27 protein-coding genes and 1 pseudogene are annotated in these 20450 nt (G+C 50.2%); 23 read left to right on the top strand and 5 right to left on the bottom strand.

Annotation, left to right across the window (positions count from 1 at the left end; genetic code table 11):
• Positions 1-5 precede the first annotated feature (5 nt).
• The 15 genes from KI367_RS09750 to KI367_RS09680 all read left to right on the top strand — a co-directional run bounded on the left by KI367_RS09750 (position 6) and on the right by KI367_RS09680 (position 7531).
• Positions 6-995: a serine hydrolase domain-containing protein gene (locus KI367_RS09750; RefSeq protein WP_212949257.1), complete on the top strand. Its 990-nt coding sequence runs from the start codon at positions 6-8 to the stop codon at positions 993-995.
• A gap of 53 nt (positions 996-1048) precedes the next feature.
• Positions 1049-1297, top strand: a complete 249-nt coding sequence (locus KI367_RS09745; protein ID WP_212949255.1) for a hypothetical protein — start codon at positions 1049-1051, stop codon at positions 1295-1297.
• Between the two features lie 118 nt (positions 1298-1415).
• A complete protein-coding gene (locus tag KI367_RS09740; RefSeq protein WP_212949253.1) occupies positions 1416-1553 on the top strand; it encodes a hypothetical protein in 138 nt (45 codons plus the stop codon).
• A gap of 463 nt (positions 1554-2016) precedes the next feature.
• A complete protein-coding gene (locus tag KI367_RS09735; protein ID WP_212949251.1) occupies positions 2017-2520 on the top strand; it encodes a GNAT family N-acetyltransferase in 504 nt (167 codons plus the stop codon).
• Between the two features lie 41 nt (positions 2521-2561).
• Positions 2562-3188: an alpha/beta hydrolase gene (locus KI367_RS09730; protein WP_212949250.1), complete on the top strand. Its 627-nt coding sequence runs from the start codon at positions 2562-2564 to the stop codon at positions 3186-3188.
• A gap of 34 nt (positions 3189-3222) precedes the next feature.
• The gene (locus KI367_RS09725) at positions 3223-3360 is read left to right on the top strand and encodes a hypothetical protein (protein ID WP_212949248.1); all 138 of its coding nucleotides are present in this window, start codon (positions 3223-3225) and stop codon (positions 3358-3360) included.
• Positions 3361-3421: 61 nt separating this feature from the next.
• Positions 3422-3886: a hypothetical protein gene (locus KI367_RS09720; RefSeq protein ID WP_036714121.1), complete on the top strand. Its 465-nt coding sequence runs from the start codon at positions 3422-3424 to the stop codon at positions 3884-3886.
• Between the two features lie 25 nt (positions 3887-3911).
• Positions 3912-4559 carry a DUF3885 domain-containing protein gene (locus tag KI367_RS09715; protein ID WP_212949245.1) on the top strand — a complete coding sequence of 216 codons (648 nt, stop codon included), beginning with the start codon at positions 3912-3914 and terminating at the stop codon, positions 4557-4559.
• 146 nt (positions 4560-4705) lie between these two features.
• Complete coding sequence (locus KI367_RS09710; RefSeq protein WP_212949244.1) at positions 4706-4915, top strand: hypothetical protein; 210 nt, start codon at positions 4706-4708, stop codon at positions 4913-4915.
• Positions 4916-4917: 2 nt separating this feature from the next.
• Positions 4918-5190 carry a PolC-type DNA polymerase III domain-containing protein gene (locus KI367_RS09705; protein ID WP_036714129.1) on the top strand — a complete coding sequence of 91 codons (273 nt, stop codon included), beginning with the start codon at positions 4918-4920 and terminating at the stop codon, positions 5188-5190.
• A gap of 119 nt (positions 5191-5309) precedes the next feature.
• Positions 5310-5888 carry a YdcF family protein gene (locus KI367_RS09700; protein ID WP_212949243.1) on the top strand — a complete coding sequence of 193 codons (579 nt, stop codon included), beginning with the start codon at positions 5310-5312 and terminating at the stop codon, positions 5886-5888.
• A gap of 21 nt (positions 5889-5909) precedes the next feature.
• Positions 5910-6350: a hypothetical protein gene (locus KI367_RS09695; RefSeq protein ID WP_052147301.1), complete on the top strand. Its 441-nt coding sequence runs from the start codon at positions 5910-5912 to the stop codon at positions 6348-6350.
• 246 nt (positions 6351-6596) lie between these two features.
• Positions 6597-6857, top strand: coding sequence for a hypothetical protein (locus KI367_RS09690; RefSeq protein WP_212949241.1), 261 nt, complete (start codon positions 6597-6599; stop codon positions 6855-6857).
• Between the two features lie 96 nt (positions 6858-6953).
• On the top strand, positions 6954-7127 hold the full coding sequence (locus KI367_RS09685) for a hypothetical protein (protein ID WP_212949239.1): 174 nt from the start codon (positions 6954-6956) through the stop codon (positions 7125-7127).
• 50 nt (positions 7128-7177) lie between these two features.
• Positions 7178-7531, top strand: a complete 354-nt coding sequence (locus KI367_RS09680; protein WP_212949237.1) for a DUF3139 domain-containing protein — start codon at positions 7178-7180, stop codon at positions 7529-7531.
• Between the two features lie 290 nt (positions 7532-7821).
• Here the strand turns inward: KI367_RS09680 and KI367_RS09675 are convergent, their stop codons facing one another.
• The 3 genes from KI367_RS09675 to KI367_RS09665 are packed head-to-tail and all read right to left on the bottom strand — an operon-like array spanning position 7822 to position 10661.
• Positions 7822-8550 carry a hypothetical protein gene (locus tag KI367_RS09675; RefSeq protein ID WP_212949235.1) on the bottom strand — a complete coding sequence of 243 codons (729 nt, stop codon included), beginning with the start codon at positions 8548-8550 and terminating at the stop codon, positions 7822-7824.
• A gap of 27 nt (positions 8551-8577) precedes the next feature.
• Positions 8578-9339, bottom strand: a complete 762-nt coding sequence (locus tag KI367_RS09670; RefSeq protein ID WP_212949233.1) for a hypothetical protein — start codon at positions 9337-9339, stop codon at positions 8578-8580.
• Between the two features lie 17 nt (positions 9340-9356).
• Positions 9357-10661 carry an SPFH domain-containing protein gene (locus tag KI367_RS09665; protein ID WP_212949231.1) on the bottom strand — a complete coding sequence of 435 codons (1305 nt, stop codon included), beginning with the start codon at positions 10659-10661 and terminating at the stop codon, positions 9357-9359.
• A gap of 168 nt (positions 10662-10829) precedes the next feature.
• Between KI367_RS09665 and KI367_RS09660 the strand changes: the two genes are divergently transcribed.
• Positions 10830-11378, top strand: a complete 549-nt coding sequence (locus tag KI367_RS09660; protein ID WP_212949229.1) for a GrpB family protein — start codon at positions 10830-10832, stop codon at positions 11376-11378.
• 50 nt (positions 11379-11428) lie between these two features.
• Positions 11429-11650 (top strand): annotated as a pseudogene (locus KI367_RS27570) (aminoglycoside 6-adenylyltransferase); the annotation flags it as partial.
• Positions 11651-11701: 51 nt separating this feature from the next.
• Here the strand turns inward: KI367_RS27570 and KI367_RS09650 are convergent.
• Complete coding sequence (locus KI367_RS09650) at positions 11702-11917, bottom strand: excalibur calcium-binding domain-containing protein (protein WP_246536814.1); 216 nt, start codon at positions 11915-11917, stop codon at positions 11702-11704.
• 145 nt (positions 11918-12062) lie between these two features.
• Here KI367_RS09650 and KI367_RS09645 point away from each other — a divergent pair, with 145 nt between their 5' ends.
• From KI367_RS09645 to KI367_RS09620, 6 genes are all read left to right on the top strand, one after another.
• Complete coding sequence (locus KI367_RS09645; protein ID WP_212949227.1) at positions 12063-12707, top strand: zinc dependent phospholipase C family protein; 645 nt, start codon at positions 12063-12065, stop codon at positions 12705-12707.
• A 6-nt stretch (positions 12708-12713) separates the two neighbouring features.
• A complete protein-coding gene (locus KI367_RS09640) occupies positions 12714-13220 on the top strand; it encodes a GNAT family N-acetyltransferase (protein WP_306433228.1) in 507 nt (168 codons plus the stop codon).
• 4 nt (positions 13221-13224) lie between these two features.
• Positions 13225-13962 (top strand): DUF4184 family protein, encoded by a 738-nt coding sequence (locus tag KI367_RS09635; protein WP_212949225.1) that lies wholly within the window; start codon positions 13225-13227, stop codon positions 13960-13962.
• Positions 13963-14447: 485 nt separating this feature from the next.
• Entirely contained in the window at positions 14448-15380 is a 933-nt protein-coding gene (locus KI367_RS09630; RefSeq protein ID WP_052147303.1) for an ABC transporter permease, read from the top strand.
• Positions 15381-15396: 16 nt separating this feature from the next.
• Entirely contained in the window at positions 15397-16305 is a 909-nt protein-coding gene (locus KI367_RS09625) for a carbohydrate ABC transporter permease (protein ID WP_036714159.1), read from the top strand.
• A gap of 54 nt (positions 16306-16359) precedes the next feature.
• Positions 16360-17970, top strand: coding sequence for a type 2 periplasmic-binding domain-containing protein (locus KI367_RS09620; RefSeq protein ID WP_212949223.1), 1611 nt, complete (start codon positions 16360-16362; stop codon positions 17968-17970).
• Positions 17971-18039: 69 nt separating this feature from the next.
• On the opposite strand, the gene KI367_RS09615 is transcribed toward KI367_RS09620, so the two are convergent.
• On the bottom strand, positions 18040-20337 hold the full coding sequence (locus KI367_RS09615; RefSeq protein ID WP_212949221.1) for a helix-turn-helix domain-containing protein: 2298 nt from the start codon (positions 20335-20337) through the stop codon (positions 18040-18042).
• Between the last annotated feature and the right edge of the window lie 113 nt (positions 20338-20450).

Here is a 20450-nt window from a genome sequence, read left to right as displayed (position 1 = left end):
TTGCTTTGTTCGAACGCATCGAGGAAATCATCGAACATTACGGGCGGGAACATCTGTTATCCGGCAACGTGTTCATTTCCAAAGAAGGCAAGGAAATATTCAGCCAATCCTATGGTCAAGCCAGCATGCAGCTAAACGTCCCGAACGGGATCGACACCAAATTCCACATTGCTTCCGTCACGAAAATGTTTATTGCTGCCGCAGCGCTTAAACTGTACGAGCAAGGGCGGATCGATTTGGATCAGCATCCGGGAGCCTACGTTGAGAAGTTTAAGGGCCTTCATCCGGACATCACGATCCATCACTTGTTGAGTCATTCCTCCGGGATGCAGGACATTTACGCGGTGCCCGACTTGCGTTTGGAAATGAGCCGATGGAAGGCGGAGAACCGGGATTTTATCGATTATTTGCTCCAACTGGAGCAACAGTTCAGGCCGGGTGAGCGATGGGCGTACAGCAGCACGGGATTTATTATGCTCGGATATATTTTAGAGGCGTTGACGGGAATGAGATATGAGGAAGTTTTGGACGCATGGTTCTTTTCGCCGCTGCAGATGCGATCGACCGGTCTGGACCATCCGCGACACATCAATCCCGGGCGTGCATACGGACATACTTTGGAAAACGGGACCCTCAGGAATGCGGACAATGATAAGCTAAGCGATGTCGATGCGCCGGGAGAGCTTTTTTCGACCGTTCGCGATTTGGACCGATGGTGCGAGGCGTTGTTCAGCGGGGAGCTGCTCAAACAGGAGACGATGGAGCGGATGTTTACGCCGTATTATGCGACCTCGTTCGATCCGGATTTGGGTTATGGGTACGGATGGTTTCTGAGACCAGATGTACGTTTGATCGGGGGCGGCACGCCGGGATTCCGCTCGGAAATTTGGCATGATCCCGCCCATGGCTTGCGGGTCATTATGCTGTGGAATTACGAAAAAGTCGATTCGCATCAATTATTCCATCGGATCAGGCCCGTGTTATTGGAATGTTAGTCGGATCGCAAAAATCATGAAATCAAGAACCGTTGTTTTACAAGGAGACATCCATGGAACACAAATTTACATCCATCCGCAAAAAAACGAGAGGCATGCGCAGAAGGGCAAGAAAACTCCCCGATTGGGGAGCTTATCATGAAAATCTGGATGTCGACGGTTTGTTCAAACACCAAAAAGAATACGTGAAACTATGGATCAGCCCCTTTTATAACCTGCATCAAATCAGCGAAAACGAGGTCGGCAAAAAAAATCCCCCTTATAAATTCAGAAAGCAGGTTCTGGAGCAGCGCTTATTATGAGCAGCTTTTTAGGCCGAATCCGGAGCCGAAGTCGTTTCCTTACCAGATCAAGCATCCTTCTTTTGACCTTTTTACATGGGAAAGACGCGTTAATGGATATCATGTCTGGGAAAGCGATTTGGAAACGGAGGAGGAGATCGAGGAGGCGCGGAAAAAAGCGGTTGAAACCAACGAATACATGATCGGCGGCAAGATGGAACGATCGTATTTTATCAGCACGGGGGATCTGTGGGTCGGGTCGACAAAGGAGCGGTAGGAAGGATCAGGCATGCGTCTATGGGAAAATACCGATACGTATACGGTTTTTGTGGCCGCAAAGGTAAGGGCTACACCGCCGTACCGGACGGCTTTGAAACGACGGGCAGAGTGATCATGAATTTTGAGACGGCACGGCAAATGGTGAGGCGATCAGAAGGGGACGGCCACAAAATGCTGCGGGATGTCCGACAATATAAGTGAAATCGCTAGGCAGGCTGCAGAAGTGGACGATTCTTGGGCGATTAAAGCGGGGGTGTTTATGAACATTTTGCCGGTATACGATCCGGGTCGCTTTTTCGAAGAGTTATCCCAAATGCCTATGCGAGTTTCCCAGGAAGCCATTCGATCCGTCATGAGGGAATTTATGGGATTGAATGCTTGGTACGAGGAGCTGGGGATTGAATATAGGAGCAAGGAGCTTCCTTTTTAAATACAATCATATCCCCTTGAGGAGGAAACGCATGAAAGTTGAACTTCGCCCGGTACCTTATGCGCAGAAAGATCTTTTATCGAATTTGTATCAATTTTATCATTATGAGTTCAGCCCATTTACCGAAGAAGACATGAATGAAGATGGAAGATTTGATGCCAATATCGATTATTTTTGGGAAGGCGATCATAGGTGGAATCCGTTTTTTATTATGCTGTCGGGAAAAATCGCCGGGTTTGCGGTCGTTTTATTCGAAAATCTGGATACGGATCCGGATCCGACGCACGTCATTTATGATTTTATGGTGTTGCCGAAATACAGAAGGACCGGGGTTGGGTCTGCCGCCGCCAAAAAAGCGTTGGCATTGTTTAAGGCCGACTGGGCCGTGGCTCAAATGGAAAAGAATACGCCTGCCATTTCCTTTTGGCGAAAGGTCATCGGCGAATTTACGGGTGATGCTTTCAAAGAAACGTATAGGGAAGATATAAAGAAATTCATACAGCGCTTTAGCACAAAATCACAGACGTCGGCTTAAGAGGCTCGAGTCTGCAAATACCAATCGAAAGGATGAACGGCATGAAAATCCAGGAGTTAACGTTTCCTACTTCATGGAATGCCCAGGCGAGGTTTAAAAAATTCGAAAATGAGTCATCCACCACGCTCGTCGTCGAATTTCCGGGTGCCCAATACGGCACCGAACTGCCGCTTTTTCATTACCCGAGAAAACTGGCTTTTCAATACGGATTCGATGTTTTATCGCTTGAATACGGCTACCAAAGCGCGCGCCTGAAGCCCGAATTCAGCGATGAGCTGATCGGGAGCATCGTTTCGGATTTGGCAGAAGCTTTTCAAACGATCGATCTCTCGCCATACCGACAGATTATCTTTTTGAGCAAAAGTTTGGGGACGGTTGTCGCCGGCCTGCTGGCCGAGAAACTGGGGATGGATGTAAAACATGTGTTCCTGACCCCGATCAGCCGGACCATTCCTTATATTCGAGAAAACAATAGTTTGGTCGTGACGGGAAGCGAGGATCCGGTATTTACCGAAAAAGAACGAAGTCAAATCGCTAGCGCCAGATTGCTGGTCATCGACGGGGCGAATCACGGATTAGAGACGTTGGATCCTATGAAAACATTAAAGATGCTTGAACAAGTTTTGAGGGAAATCGATACATTTTTTGTGGAGCTTCGTCTAAAATAATGCGGCCGATTCAGCCTTAACGGAGGATAAACTTTTGACCCAACTCATGCATATTCGCGGAACCAGGATTTATATGGAGCAACTTGGGCAGGAGCATGAGGAAGCATTGCTCTATTTTCACGGAGGCCCAGGCGATAAGGTCATCTACGAAGCTCCCTACGATTTGGAGTAGTCGACTCATTTCACACGGGACAGGATGGACAATCGACCGGAAGGGGAGCGACGGAGAAAACATGAAGCTTTTGCCTGAGTATGCGAAAATATTGATCGTCGGCGTCGTTTTTCAAAACCAATGGAGCTGGTACGTTACCGAAAGGGAGTATTGGTTCCTGAATGTCGAAATGGAGGACCGGTTTGGCATTGAAGTGTTGGATGAAACGACGGCAGAGTGTTTTTTTGAAAGAATACACGACTATAAAGTAGCTACAAGCGACCTGACCTGCACGCTAATCGAGCTGGAAGATGCGTTTGGGAGTTATGACGACGTGCTCGAGTTTATGCCTGCGATTTACGTGAATTTCGATGACAAAGTGCTGTATTCCCTTTTTCCGGAGCCCATGTCCTTTGAACATTACGTACCCGACGGATGGACGGGGGAATATCGGGATTTTTATGCGCTTGTGCCTGAGGGCGAGCGGTATTGGGTGATTCAAGGGGAAAGTTTTTTTGAGCGGATGTGGAATAAATTCAGGGCTTAGAAGAATCGGAGATGGACCATCATAGATGAACATGACAGATTATTTGAACATAAACTTTCCAGGGTTATCGCTTGAACCGCCATTGTTTTATAGTTGGGAATCGTCCCTACGATTCGAATTGGGAGACCCGGGGTTATTTGACATCGATGGAGAGCATTATTTGGAACGAGTGTATTTTCGGGCGATCGAGCTGTTCAAGGAACTCCATCACCCCAATGACGATGTGATTCTCGTAACCGATGCATATTTTGCGAACGTTGCAAAAGGCAGGGTCCATAAATTGAATCTCTATCAACGGTTTATTAAAAACAAAAAGATATTGCGGCACATTCAAATCGAAGTGATCCCGGACGAATCGGATGCATCGGGTACAAGTATCGGTCCTCCATTTTATATCCATCGATTTTGGCTTCCATGCAAAGCAAGAGAGATCAAATACGCACCGCTCATCCAAGCGATCTGTAACCAGGACATGGCCCTGAAGCCAAAGATAAAGCATAGAGTGTTTTTCGTTAATATAACTCAAGGAAGCATCTTTCATATCTATGATGATCGAGGATGTGACGTTATTTCCATGACCCCGGATGTATTGAGGGAGGTTTACGATAAGTATTATGGCTGGATCTTGAAATACGACAAAGCAAAAATGGATCGGGTTTTTCGTGCGGATTAGGCAGGCTCGGGTTCATATTTTTTCTTGTGCCATTATTACGAAACTGAAAACGGGCGGCTTAGGCGATTTGATAAGAAGGAGAAGGCAAGAGCCCGCTGCCGGAGCTCTCGGAAAATTGATGAATGACAACCGAAAGAAGGGTTTGCATGAAAATAGATTTGATTTCCGATGAGGCATATGCCTTATCCGGAATTCGCGTGGAACATATAGCCGGCCGGAAGTTTTGCGTCTTCGACGTTGAGGCGACGGGACCCGACGAGAAAGAGGACTGCATCACTCAAATCGGTGCGGTGCTGCTTGATCCCTTATCGAAGAATGGCCCCTGCTCTACCATGAATGCCGAAGAAATGGGCTGAACATGCTTTCCAATCCGATTTTGGACACGAAAGCGTTATTTTCATATCTGTTTCCCGAAATAGATGAAATCATATCAACCGATTTTCTGCTTTCATTTTTCAGCATCGATGCCTCCGACCTGAAGCGCCACACAGCACTTGACGACAGCTTCCTCATCAAAAGAATTTTCGACGAACTTTTAAAAGAGCTGGAACAAAGGAATATTGACGACATCATCATCGACCAGCCGATCACGATCAAACGGGTAAAACTTCCAAAGCTTGCTTCGCCGTAAGCATAAATGGATAGATTCCTGTGATGGACCCTTTGGACGCCCCTTACATATGCTATATTGGAAGGCAGTCACAGCTAGATTGATAGAATATCCGAAGGAAACGGCAGGAGGTGATGGATATGAAATATCCTTTTGATTGTCTGACGGATCTGGTTTTTGTCGAAGAAGAAAAACAAATCTTTCCGGCGGATGTCATCCTTGTTCCCGGGGGAAGCCACACGGAACCGATGAGCATGGCTGCAAGATTGTTCCGTGCCGGGATCGCGCCTTATATTTTGCCGTCGGGCGGATACAACCGAAAGCTTGGGACAACCGAGTGGGAACATTTTAAGGAAATTGGCCTGTCGCTGGGCGTTCCCGAGTCCCGAATTTTGAAAGAAGATCAGGCCAGACATACATTCGATAACGCCAGAAATTCCTGGAAAGTTCTGCAGGAGCAGCATATAGAAGTGAAACGTGCCATTCTTGTGTGCAAGTCTTATTTTTCGAGAAGAGCGCTTATGACCTATCAGACGGTTTTTCCGCCGAGCGTTGCCTTTCAAGTTCTTCAGGATGATCGCCGGATCAGCCGGCAAAACTGGTTTTTGGACGAGGAAGGCATTCGATGGGTTCTGACGGAAGCCCAGAAAATATCGACTTATTTTGCCGAGCATATCCCGAACTGGGTGAAACAAAGCCAAAATGACGCCAAGGATTAAAGAGTTCATAAAGGAGAACGTATGATTCAAATATTGGAGGAGCCGATCGGCGTAACCTATGCTTCGCTAATCTCGCTCGCGTTTGACGTTTGCGATGAATTTATTTTAGTCAAAAGGGATCAGATTGGGCTGCACCCGAACGCGGAAGCGCTGCTCGACCGGCTTCAGCCTTACGTCAAAGAAATGAAACGGCAGGATGAATGGCCGGGAACGAGGTTGTTGGGTCATTATGCCGACGTTTATTATTTTGGTTGTACCGAAGAGTTAAAAGCATTGCTGCTGCATATTTCAAATCGATTGTATCAATGGATGCAGCCTGAAATGCCGGAAGACTTGTGTTTCTTGAAAAACGGAAAAGCGTGGTTGATCAATTCGGCTCATGAACGCATGAGTATGATCGATACGACAGATCGAAGCGAAATTTTAAAAATTCGAGAGATCGAGGGAATCATGATTTATTAGGGGGCGGGCGCCCAAACCTCTCTGTATCGGGAATCGGCTCCATAAACCTCCTTTTTGATCCGAATCGTCATGCAAGCCCGTGAGCTTAACAAGGGTTCTGCCCCCTTATTCTTTCCAACGGATTCGTTCTGCTCCCAAAGATGGCTTTGTTCCGCACGCATCGATCCAGTTACGACGTGAATAGAATTCATCAAACCATTTATTCTTGATATTTGCATAAGGAATCAATGATTTCCGGGGGGACTTATGTATAAACAAACGGTACGGAATGTGGTTGTTTTTGCATTGGTCGTTATATTCAGCGGCTGGATCGGCGTGTCGGTGGATTCCGTGCTGACGGATCAGCCGGAGTGGAACTCGATTGGGATGGGCGTCTGGCTGGTGCTGCCGATGCTGGCGGCGTTGTGCCTTTGTTTTACGAAATCGGGCTTCAGGGAAGTCGGGTTTCGGCCGAACATCAAAGGAAACATCAAGTGGTACCTGGCGGCGATATCGTTTCGTTTGTAACGATGGTTTGCTGGTCCGTTATGTTTATCGAGCTTTACCGGGTAACCCAATCGATTTGACCTTGCGTCATTTTACATATGATCAGCGGATTCGCTCGTGAATCCGCTGATCATTTCAGGATTTATCCATATTGCCGCCGGGAAGGAAATCGTTATTTCCCCGATCAGCGGGATCGTCGCGACATTGCTGTATTTGGCAGGGGGATGCGGAATCCGGGCCTACCGGAAGTTCAAGGAGACGATAATCCATCGGCCAACGTTCAAATACTAAGGTGAAGGGTTTGGTCAAGAAACCGAGGTGATCAGGTGAAAAAAGTAGGGATGGTTGCGACGATTGCAATAGCTGCATTCATTGGATTTGGCGCTGGGAGGTTGTACACGGACTATATCAAAGTGAATGCGGCGGTAAAAGAATCGTTGGAACGGCGAACGGTCGAATACTTGAAGCAAAAAGGATATACTCCGGACCAGTATACGATGACAACGATAAAAGCTGTAAAATTCGACGGAATGAACGACTACTCCGTTGATGTTCAATTTAAGGATGAAGCGTCGCGACATTACTACTACAGTGAGGATCCTGAAGGGAATATTCAGCAATATGGTTTTAACGGAACAAAACATATTGAGAACGAAAGCCGTGCCAAAGGGGAAAAGGACAACGTCGATGATTGAGGTTTTGGATAAGAGTGGAGCATGACGCTCAAAAAGAAACTCAGGATTATGCCAAAGCGATTTTGGAGCTTAGCAAACCGCTGTATTCCGTTTCGGTTGAAGAAATGTTAGGAAGAGCGGAAAAAGCAGAGATATAAAGCCAGAGGTGAAAAGAACAGCGAGATGTTGCAGGAATTTATGGATGAAAATTTAAAGTAAGATTCCCAGAGAAATATTTAGCCTGCCTTGCTCGACGCCAAACGTTAGCAGGGCAGGCCGATTTGTATCCATAGGGGCTCAGGGTCCAACCATTACGCGCAGATGATGACGTTGCCGCAATATTCGCATTCCTTCTGCTCGTGTGGAGCGACAACGACCCTGACGCCGCAGCCCGGGCATTCCAACGCTCGCGGGCCTTGCATATCAGGATTTTCATGGTTACCTATGTCGGGTTGCGGATGAGCTTCTTCGCTAGCCTCGGCTTGCTGCTCAAACGGATAACTTCCAGGCATAAATTTAAGCATGCCATTTTCGATGACGCCCAGCGGCAGCATCCGATGATTGATCATAAAATTGAGGTCCCTTTCCGCAGGGATCGGGGATTGTCTGGTTTCCAACGCTATTTGCCGAACGCTGGTGATCCCCCTTTCCATGACCAACCAGTGGTATTGCGAAAGCAGCCGATTGAAATTTCGATCCGATGGACCGATCAATGAGAAAAATATGAAAGCAGGCAGCAGGAGGAACGCCCCATAGACGACCGCATTGGCAATCGATTCCGCGGCTTCCGCAGGCCCGAATTCATCATATGTGATAAGAAAGATAAACATCGTAACAAGATAGGTGAGAGTAAACGCCCAACCTAACAACCTGTGATTTCTTCCTTTGCAACTGCGGTGAAAGTGAGTAGAAAACACACGAATAAGAGCGATGACCAAGCCGAGGGGAAATATCACGTAGCCGGCAGGAAAGATCAGCACCGTAGTGCAAAGAATGACCCGGTCAAAAGCCGTTAGTTGGGATTTATATTTAAAGTCCATTGCTGCAGCATACCTCCCGAATATCTTCTATACCGAATTGGACTTGAATGGGGAAGCAAGATTGTTCCGCTCAAGAATAAGTTCGCGTATTTTCCGGACGAGCAAGACCGTTTCGGCCGTTAACGCTTCTTTTTTGGAACCGTCGACTGCCTGAATCAGTTGAATCTGGTCCTCCAGAAGCGAAAGATGCTGTTCGAACACGCCGGTCAGACCGGCCCGGGCGGCAATGACCCCCGGATCGCCATAAGCGATGGTTTCTTCGAATCGGGCAAGTTCCTCCATTAAATCGCTTTGGCCCGGCGTGTCCGGCATGCCCCGTACGCGGGCGCGCATGGATGTCAATCGTTTGAGCAAATCGTTTCTGATATTCCGTTGATCGCGCTGCTTTTGATCCTGAGCCCCGGCAAATTTGCCGCTAAATCTCAGAAGGGCAGCAACGACTGCATACCCGGCCAAAAGAATAAGATGAACCGTAAAATACGCGGCGGCTGAGACGTCGAACACATAACCGAGCAGCAGGACGCATGCCAACACGGCGATCAAATAGGCTCCGTCAAGAAATCCTAAAGCGATGCGAAAAGGAGCAGGCGCCGCTTCATGTCCTTGGCCTCTGCCGCCGGACCGCAGCCAACCGATAAGCAGGGCGGCCTCGGCACAGGCGACGGCGACCCCCGAAATCCAGGCATGCGCCCGAATCCATCCGCCGCTTAGTCCAAACAACAATAGGGTAATCAAAGGCAGCAGGAAGATCAGGGATCTGATCCAGCCTCTGCGAACGATTCCGGTCATCAATGTGATCCCCCGCTTTATGTTAATTTAGCGCCGCACTCCATGCAGAATTTCTGTCCGGGCAATATTTCGTGATTGCAGCTGCCGCATTTCAGGGCGCAACTCGCGCCGCAGCTCGGGCAGAACTTCGCTTTGGCATCCACCCATTCGCCGCACTCCCTGCAGACCTTCGGAAGCGATGTTCCGCATTTCGGGCAGGAGGACATGCCTATGGCGAAATCATACCCGCAAGACGGGCAAGGATTGTAGGGATCTCCGCAATTCTCGCAAAACTTGGCGTTGGGAAGAAGCGGATTCCCGCAATCGCTGCAAGTTCGCTGCTGCTGCCGGTTCGCCGCAGGGGCCGTCAAAGCTTGACCGCAATCGGAACAAAACCGGGCCATTTCCGAATTGAGGCTTCCGCAGTTTAAGCAGCTTCTCTGTTTGGTGCTTGCGACGGCAGCAGCTTGCATGGTCAGATTTCCGGCCATTTGATGGGCGGCTTCGTACATCGGTGCGGCCATGCCGAACCCTAAACCAAGTCCCGAACCGATGACGGCGGCGCTGCTGCCGGGGTTTTTGGCGGCATCTTCCATCGTGTCGAAAGAACGTTCTTCCTGGTATGTATACCCGATGATGTCCATTTCGGCTTTTTTGGCCAAGGCCGCTTTGATCCGCTGGGCGGCTGGATCGTCCGTCGGCGTGTTGATCGAATCGACATAGAAGTTCAGCAAAGAAATCCCCATTTCCTCGAATGCCGGCGCGATGGCCTCCTCGATATGTTTGGAAATTTCAGCGGCATACGCGTTGATTTCGACCACGCTGATCTTTTTATGGACGATATAGGAGGATATGATTTCGTTAATGTTTGACATAAGCACGCCGCGATAATATTTAATGAGCGTATCCTGATCAAAGGTTGGAAGCGTTCCTACAAGTTTTAGCAGAAACTTGCGGGCATCGACGATTTGAATGCCGAATTGGCCGTAAGCCCTTACAGATACGATAATATTGAACTTTGGGTCCTGCAGCTCGAGAGGAGAGCTGGTGCCCCATTTGACGTCCAACGAACTGAGCTTGTTAACGAACCAGACCTCGGCCGTAAAAGGGGACTCCCCTCCAAATGGCAGGTTTACGAAGTTGGACAAAATTGGTATATTAGCGGTACTTAGCGTATAACGTCCCGCAGAAAAGGAATCCAGCGCTTGACCTTCTTTGAACAAAATCGCTTCCTGCGTTTCATGAACGATCAGTTGGGACCATGTGCTTAATTCCTGGTTGGGATGGCGCCATGCATAAACATCTGGCGGACCTTCAAATTTGACGACATCAATGATTGCCATTCGTTGCACTCCTTTAACACCATTCGTTTCATTCATATGGAAAAAGGTACTTATCTACTATTGTATACGATTTAAGGCCTATGCGGATGCGAATATTTGGAAAAATTCGAAAGATTCTGCGGGAAGGGAAGTTTCTAAGGACAACAACCAAGAACCAAGGAGAATATGATGACGGACCATACCTTTTACCTCGTCCCATACGACCCGGACTGGAAAAGAGAGTTCGCGGAGCTTGGAGCACGCATCAAACATGCGTTGGGAGATACGGCCCTGCGGGTCGACCATATCGGTTCGACCTCCGTGGCGGGGCTTGCGGCGAAGCCGATCATCGACGTTCAGGTTTCGGTGGCCTCCCTAGAACCGGTTGAGCTGTACAAACCGCAAATGGAAGCCATCGGCTTCATCCATCGGGCGGACAACGAGGAGTTGACCAAACGGTATTTCAGGGAGTCGCCCGGCGAAAAAAGGGTGCATATCCATATCCGGGAGAAGGGGAGCTTCGGCGAACAGTTTGCGTTATTGTTCAGGGACTATTTGAGAGAACACCCGGATGAAGGCCAAATATACGCCGCCGAAAAACAAAGACTCATGCTTTTGTATCCGAACGAGCGGCAAAAGTACGTGGAGGAAAAAGAACCGGTCATCTGGGAGATCATGCGCAGGGCAAGCCGATGGAGCCAGCGGGTCGGATGGAAGCCGGGGCCTGCGGATTATTGAGCTGGAGGATAAGATGAGAGGTTATCATGGTGGATTGGGACCCGGCATGATTGCCGGGTTTCTGGCAGGCAAGACGGGGAAATATTTCAAGCGAATATCTCCCCGGGCCTTACTGGGATATGTATAAAGCAACTTTTTCGGACGGCAGCTATGAAAACATGCGGGACGCCGTTTTTGCGGCGTGCCGGTTGTTCCGAAAGTTAGCCTGCGAAATGGCACAAGAGCTCTCCTATACATACCCGCTGCAGGACGATGCCAACATGACCCAATACCTTAAGCATGTCCGGCTGCTGCCTGCCGATGCGAAAGCGATTTTGCCGGGATTATTTTTCGCAGGCGATCCGGTCTTTGTCGCGATCCAGCTTTTTGTTGGCATCGTACAGGGCTTTGGATACAAACGGCGCGTATTTCGTTTTTCCGCCTTTGTTTTTGACTCCCGGAGCTTGGGCGACGCCGCCCTTGTAAACGCGGTTGAGCTCGGAGCAGTTTCTGAATTTTTTCGCCTGGGACGCGGCGCTGGCATCCGATGCGGAAAACATCACGCCTCCGAGCAGAACGATGCTCATACTCCATAGGAAAGTTTTTCGGAACATATGCATTCTCCTTTACAATGATGATGCCATTATCGTAAACGATGATTATTTTTTAGACAATACCAAAGGAATCCCGAAGGAGGTTTACGCCATGCCGTGGCCGATGGTCCATTTTGCGGTTGCCCAAAAACTGTCTTTGCCCCATCCCATGCCCGCTTTTTTGCTCGGCAGCATCTCGCCGGACGCCATCCATGCCAGAGAACATGTTACCCGAAGCGAAAAGGGCGCCACTCACCTCGTTCAGGAGGGACGTTTTCCGAGCATCGCTACACTGCAGGCAGCCTGCAATTCCTATCTGGAACAAGACCGGAATTCGGAATGGCTGGCCTTCGTGTTAGGCTATTTTGCGCACATTTATACGGATATCCGGTGGACGGAGACGGTTTATGCGGATTTTGAGCGAGCATACGACGGAGACCCGGGCGGGATCAGGGAGACGTATAACAGGGAAGTCAGCCAATTGGAATTCCATTTGTTAAGACAGGAGCCGTGGGCGCAGGATGCGCTCGAACAATTGCGGCGGGCGCGGGCGTTTGCGGTCGAACCGTTCCTCACGCAAGACGAAGTCGGGCGGTACAGGGACATGAAGCTGGCCTGGCTGGAAGATGAACGTCACGAGCCGGGAGTTCAAAATAAGTATTTCCATGCGCAAAACGTGAGCGATTTTACCGAAAATACGGCACGCGAATTAATCGAGTTATTCCAAGCGTGGAAGATCCCCCAGAGAGGAGTTTAACGAATCATGCACATTCAAAACCTACGACGGGAACAAGCGGAGCAATTCTGGAAGCTGCGGCTTGAGGCGCTGAAAACGCAGCCCGAGGCTTTTGGTTCCTCCTACGAGGAACAGGTCCATACCCCAATGAACGAAGTCGAATCAAGGATTAACGATGAACCGGACAATTATATACTGGGCGCGTTTACGGAGGAAGGCGAACTCATCGGGATGGCCGGGTTCCGGAGGGAGCAGGGACGAAAGATGAGGCATAAAGGCATGGTATGGGGAGTGTACGTCACTTCGGCGCATCGCGGGAAAGGGATCGCCAAGGCCCTTATGCAGGAAATTCTGCGCCGGGGACAAGCCATCGAAGGTTTGCGGCAGATCCAGCTGGCGGTGGTTACGGCCAATACGGCTGCAGCCTCATTGTATAAGGGACTGGGGTTCGTAAGTTACGGTTTGGAAAAAGAAGCTTTGATGGTAGACGGACGCCTGTATGACGAAGAGTTTATGGCGTATTTTTTAGGATAGCGATATGCCGTTCACCTTCGCGCATCCATTATACATTGCTCCTGCCAAGTGGATCCGCCCCGGTTACATGAGCCTGGCAGGGCTTGTCCTTGGCAGCATGGCCCCGGATTTCGAGTATTTTTTGGCGATGGAGCCTTACCAGTGGATCGGGCATACACACGCAGGATTGCTGCAAGCCTTCGTGCTGTGCACCCTCCTTTTGTTTTTGCTTCAGGTCGTCCTGAAGCCGCTGGCCCTGCATTTGCCTTCTGTTTTCGATTTGGATCTGCGGGTCTCCGCGCTGATTCGACCCTTCGATTTCCGCCGCATGCGAAGCTGGGTCGTGTTTATCGTCTCGGTTGCGATCGGATTTTACAGCCATATTTTGATCGATGGGTTGACGCACGCCTCCGGCTTTTTTGTGATGAGGTATCCCGCTTTGCGCAGCGTCGTTGTTGCCGATTTGCCTGTTTATAAGCTGCTGCAGCATGCCTTGTCCATTTTCGGTTTGACGCTGGAATTGGCGATCCTGCTCTACGTATTGGCCAACGTCCCATATTCGGCCGTAAGCGCGGCCAGGGTCGCGGGAAAACGAAAGCGGAGGTATTGGATCACGGTGGCGATCATGATGATCGTTGTCGTTTGTGCCAAGCTTCTATTTACTTCCAGTTCGAACCTATTGGGAATTCTCGTCGTGTCGCCGATATCCGGATGTTTTGCAGGGCTCGTTGCGGCGGGAGCGTTGTTTGGAAAAGCGCGTTAGACTTGATGGGAAGATGACATTTTAAGCATCAAGACCATTCGGTTGTGCCGTTTATAGTTTGCCATATATCCATGTGTAGGCCCGGGGGAGAGAGTCCCTTGGGTCTGTTTTCGTATGTCCATTTTTTCGCAAACGCTATCATGCGAACTGAAAATTCTGCGGGAGAAATGCCAAAGGCATATGAAAAGGTTGTCATTTGGTGTCGATTGGTCATATTTGATGTCGTTCTGAAAGCCTTTTCCGGCAAGCAAAAACGACATATTGTCAGCATGTCAGCCGCGATTGTCAGCGTCCAAAAACCTTGATGCCGCGCGGGTTTCCGGCGCACCTAAAATGACATATTTACGACGTTTGCCAGGTTGTCTATCGTTAAACATGTAAGCGCTAGCAACCCTGCATAACTTCGAGAGAAAACAAACAGAAAGAAATCATATGAAAGGGGTGATCCTATGCAGGATACAAAAGCTGCTGTTCCGGGCAATGCAATGTTGAAACCGGGAAAGGCCGGCACCGGCAAGGGCGTCTGGAAGAGAATCGTCACGAACTGGGAATTGTACATCTTTATTGCGCCAGCGTTTCTGTACTTTCTCATTTTCTCTTACGGACCGATGTATGGCATTCAGATCGCGTTCAAAAACTTTATTCCGACAAAAGGGATTAGCGGAAGCCCGTGGGTCGGCTTCGACCACTTCGAGCGCTTCTTCCATTCCTATTACTTTTGGGATTTGTTATGGAACACGCTGAGCATCAGCTTGTACGAACTCGCCATCGGATTTCCGATTCCGATCATTCTGGCACTGGCGTTTAATGAGGTTAGAAACGGATTCTTCAAGAAGCTGGCCCAGACCGTGACGTATGCGCCTCACTTTATTTCCGTCGTCGTGATGGCCGGGATGATCATTTCCTTCCTGTCCCCGTCGACCGGGATCGTGACGCACATCATTGAAGGTCTTGGATTCCAGGCGCCGGACTTTTTGACGGATCCGAGATGGTTTAAAACGATGTATGTATTGTCTGGCGTGTGGCAAAGCGCAGGCTGGGGCACCATCATTTACTTGGCAGCGCTTTCCGGGGTGGATCCGGGACTTCACGAAGCGGCGATCATCGACGGGGCCTCGCGGTTCCAGCGCATTCGCCACATTAACATCCCGACGCTGATCCCTACGATGACCATCCTGCTCATCCTGAACATGGGTAGCTTGCTGGGAGTAGGCTTTGAAAAGATTCTCCTGCTGCAAAACCCGCTGAACATGGGATCTTCGGACGTCATTTCGACGTTCGTGTACCGCTCCGGGCTCGTGGATGCCCAGTACAGTTTCTCGACAGCGATCGGCTTGTTTAACTCCGTGATCAACTGCGTGATGCTGATCGTCGTGAACCAGATTGTGCGCCGGACGAGCGAGAATAGTTTGTGGTAGAAAAGGAGGGGCACGGATGTTAACAGGCGTAAAAGAAACCAAACGCGACAAGATCTTTGTAATTTGCAACTACATTTACGTGCTTCTGGCTTTCCTGATCGTATTTTATCCGCTCATCTATATGATCAGCGCATCGATCAGCAATCCGAAGTTCGTAGGCTCCGGGGAAATGTGGCTGTGGCCGAAAGGCATTACCTTCGACGGCTACAAGCGCGTGTTCGAAAATTCAAGCATTTGGATCGGCTACGGCAATACGATTTTGTACACGGTCGTGGGAACCGCGATCAACCTGATCGTAACGCTGCCTGCAGCGTATGCGCTGAGCCGCAAGGACTTCGTCGGACGCAACTTTTTTATGGGGATGTTCATGGTGACCATGTTCTTTGGCGGCGGTCTGGTACCGACTTACCTGCTCGTCAAGCAGCTTGGCATGATCAACTCGATGTGGGCGATCGTGATTCCGTCCGCCGCATCGATCTGGAACATTATCGTCTCCCGCACGTTTTTCCAAAGCTCGATTCCGAAGGAGCTGCAGGAAGCGGCCCAAATCGACGGTTGTACCAATATGCGGCTGTTCGTCAAAATCATTCTGCCGCTGTCGATGCCGATTATCGCGGTCATGGCCTTGTTTTACGGGGTCGGCAACTGGAACAGCTACTTCTCGGCGCTCATTTATTTGAATGATTCCGCCAAATATCCGCTGCAGCTCGTCTTGCGCCAAATTCTCGTCTTGCAGGAGATGGCGGCCCAGGGCGGAGGGGCGATTGATGCCTCGACGGCCGCGGCGATGAACAGCAAAGCCGAAATTGCGGCACTGGTCAAATATGCGGTCATCATCGTCGCAACACTTCCAGTTATTGTGATTTATCCTTTCTTACAGCGTTATTTCGTGCAAGGTGTTATGATTGGTTCCGTAAAGGGCTGATCTTGCTAAATGGGGATTTTGCCATCCCGAATACAACAAAGGGGAGTTATACAGATGAAAAACATTCGCAAGGCTTCATCCATTTTACTTTGCCTTACCCTTTCCGCGTCCTTGCTTGCAGCATGCGGCTCGTCGAAAGGCGGCGAAGGAGCTTCTTCTTCGGCGCAAACCGAAGCTGCGGGCGTGAAAAAAGACGGCTTTCCGATCGTGGACAAGCAGCTGACGCTGACCATGATGTCGCAGGACGCCGGCGTGGCGGACTGGAACCAAATGCCCGTGCTTAAAGAAATGGAAAAACTGACGAACATTAAATTCAACTACCAGCTTTCGCCGATCGACAGCTTCGCCACGAAGAAAAACCTGGTGTTCGCGAGCGGCGACTTGCCGGACGTATTCTACGGCGCGGACCTCAAGCCTGCCGAGCAGGTCACTTACGGAACGCAAGGCGTGCTGATTCCTCTGGAGAAATACATCGACGGAGGTTACGCGCCGAACATCAAAAAAATCTTCGACGAGCATCCGGATATCCGCAAATCGTTTACGACGCCGGACGGACATATCTATGCGCTGCCGAACGTCGACCTGTCCGCCGTATGGTACCGGAGCCCGATGTGGTATAACGGCAAATTCCTGAAAGCGCTCAACGTAAAGGAACTGCCTAAAACGACGGAAGAATTGTACGCGTATTTGAAACGCGTGAAGGAAGAAGATCCGAACGGCAACGGCAAGAAGGACGAAATTCCGCTGACTTCCGTGAAGCTGGACGATTTGCGCATGTATTTCCTCGGCTTCTTCGGCATCTATGACGAAGTGATTTACGCGGATAAAGACGGCAAAGTGCATTACACGCCGCAAGAGGAAGGCTACAAAGGTTACCTGACGTTCATGAACCGTTTGTGGAAGGAAGACCTTCTCGACCACGAAACGTTCTCGCAAACGCCTGAACAGAAAAAGGCGAAGGGGCAAAACAACCAGCTTGGCGTATTTAACGACTACTTCCCTTACTTTACGCTCGGCGGCGACCCAAGCAGCGACAACCCGCTTATGACGCCGGTGAAGAGCGAAATCCCGGATTCTCCGGTATACGGCAAACACCCGGGCATCTCGGCCAACGGCACGTTCGCAATTACGAGCAAAAACCCTGCTCCGGAAGCGACGATGCGCTGGATCGACTACCAATACGGCTATGACGGCGCAACGTTGTTCGCCCAAGGCCCTGAAAACCTGCTGTGGAAATACAAAAACAAAGAAACGCATGAAAAAGAATGGCTTCCGGTTCCGGGAGGAAAAGATCGCGAGGAATTCCGCGGCACGATGACGCCGAACTACGGCATCCTGACGCCGGGCATGAACTCCGCCGAACTGACCAAAGGTCTGAAGAGCGACTTCGACAAGTGGATCGACAAGGAAAATGCAGAGAAGCTTGTACCGATCAGCAAAACGCCGTTCCCTAACGTGTACTTGACGAATGAAGAGCAAAGCGAAGCAACGGCACTGCTCTCCGACCTCAATACGTACGTTCAGCAAATGGAAGCGAAGTTCGTGACCGGACAAGAGCCGCTTTCCAATTGGGACAAATACGTGGCTCAGCTGAAAAAGATGGGCGCAGACCGTATCGTAGAGCTTTACCAAGGCGCGTACGACCGCTGGAATTCCGGGAAATAATCGATTAGCAGCACAAAAAAATGAAGCCAACATGTCCCGGTCTTGACGACCGGATGTTGGCTTTCATCATTATTCGCCGTCCAAATCGGACTCGGATGCGGCTTGGCCGTCCGGCGAAAACATTTTGCGGTATTGGCCCGGCGTATAACCGGTTTCCTTTTTGAACTTGCGGATAAAATTCGGCGTGTCCAGATAACCGACCCGAAGGATGATGTCCTTCAGCGGATCGCTTGTCGTTTTCAGCTGATGCATGACCTCTTCCATTCTTTTTTGCCAGATATACTGGATGAAGTTCAGCCCCATCTTTTCCTTGAACGAGCGGCTGACATGGGATGGCGAGATGCTGAACTCGAAAGCGACGGTCTCCAGGCTGAGCGTATTGTCCGCGTAATGCTCGTCGATGTAAGCAACGATCTGATCGATGATCGACTGTTCTTCCTGCTGCGTATTCTGCTCGACCTGCGCGCATATTTGCGCACACAGCTTCAGCAGGCTGCGTTCCAGCTCGTCCAGGGAGTTGCCGTAAATCATGTTCGGCGCGACTTCCTGAAGCATGCCGTGATGGCCGAGCTCCGACGCGGTTTTCAAAATGCTGTTCAGCAGGTCGAAGCAAACGCAGCGGATCAGCAGCGCGGAATGTTCGGACGTATGCAGGTTCTGGATGGCCGAATGAACGATCTGGGCTGCCACATCGTAGCTTCCCTGCTTCAAACTTTGCGAAAGCTTGAGCAGCGTATTGTTCGGGATCCAAAATTCCTGGTCATGCGTTTGGGACAGCTTTTCGAAATAGGTGACCGAGCCGTAATCGTTGGATACGCGGAGCTCAAACGCCGAGCATGCCTCGATAAACGATTGGTTCAGCTGATCCGGGCTCGGGTAGCACGTACCGACGCCGATCATCGGAATCGTATCGAAGGTTTCGAGCATGTTGCTGCGCACCGCTTCGACGATTTGCCGGATATGGGAAAATTCGTCCTGTCCGCCGAGATTGAAGCTGATGATCAGGCCAAACTGGTTCAGCTGGGACAGCTCCACGCCGTATCCATGGGCATTCAGCTCCGGAATTTCGATCTGGGCGAGCAGCTCGATCATGTCCTGGCGCTCCTGCTTTTCGGTTTCGCTCATGTTCTCTTCGTCCCAGCCGATGACCATCACGAAATGATGGGTGCGGTCGAACCGGAGATCGAATGCTTCCTGAAGTTCGGGCGTCAGGCTCTGGGCGCTGCCGTACTTGAGCAGCATGGACAGAAAATGGTTGCGGGCGAAAGGCTCCTGCAAATCGACGCGCGAGCTGTATTCCTGCAGCGCCGTCCGGATTCGGTCCAGCTCGTTGCCCGAGGCGGAAGCATCATCCGGGCGCTTGGCGCCGGCTTTGGAAGCGGCGAACTCGACAAGCATGGATATCGGCTGGTATTGCATGCGGGCCAGCACGACGGCGATGGCCGCGCCGACCAGCACCACGATGATAAACAGCATGATGATAAAGCTGCGAACATGCAAAACGCTGCTGAAAAATTGGGCGCTCGGCATGATCGTCACGTAGCTCCAGCCGTTGTTTTCCGACTTGACGGAGACGATCGAATGAGCTTGTCCGTTGATGTTCCGGTCCTGGATGCCGGGCGACAAATCATCGAAAAGCGCCTGCGCGTCTTTTTCGGTCAAGGCTTCCCCCTGGCGGTTGTCGACCATGATATGTCCCTCGTTATCGAGGATGTACGTTTGGCCTTGGTAGCTTCCGAGAATCGAGTCGATGAGGCTGCTGAGTTCGGACTCCTTGATCAAATACATGACCGTCCCGTGGGGGGAGGAGCTTCCCGGCGTGATCGGAATCAAATAGGCAAGCATCGTTTCCTGGACGCCGGAAGGGTTCGTGACAATGTCCGCCGGCCGCATGATCGGATACGTAGCTTCGTTCAAGTCCCGGTAAAGCGTATCTTTGCTCCAGTTTTTGAAGCGAATGTTTTTCGCGAAGACGTCAAAATTGTTGAGGCCTTTGCTGGAGTAAATTTTATCGTCTTGATGGAAATACAGGTACATTTCGCCGATGATCGAGCTGGTGGCCTTATACTGGTCCAGCGCTTGAATCGACTCCCAGCTGGAGACCGGATCATGGACCTGGTAGCGTGCCAGCCGTTTGTCGTAGGAGATGCGGGTCGCGATTTCGCTGAGCTCCTTCATCCTTCCGTCGATGATGACCTTCGCTTGCGTCAATTGGGCAAGGCGGGACTGTTCGATTTCGGAACGGAGATTCGTGACGGCGTTTTCATAAATGAAAATCGTCATGCAGACGAGAGGAATCAGCAGGATAAACAAATAGGACCAAATATATTTCAAAAACAGCCTGGATTTAAAGTAGTTTCGTTTCAACAATTCTGCCTCCTGTGTCAGCTGATAATCTTCAGGTACCTATCCATGATACCAACAAATCGGCGGTTTGGACATAGAGGGCCGGAAAGTTTCGAAATGCGTCCTCGGAAGAA

This window comes from Paenibacillus cookii (assembly GCF_018333375.1).
Taxonomy (GTDB): domain Bacteria; phylum Bacillota; class Bacilli; order Paenibacillales; family Paenibacillaceae; genus Paenibacillus_AQ; species Paenibacillus_AQ cookii.
The sequence above is the reverse complement of the archived record's forward strand: the minus strand, read 5'-3'. Positions and strand labels throughout refer to the sequence as shown.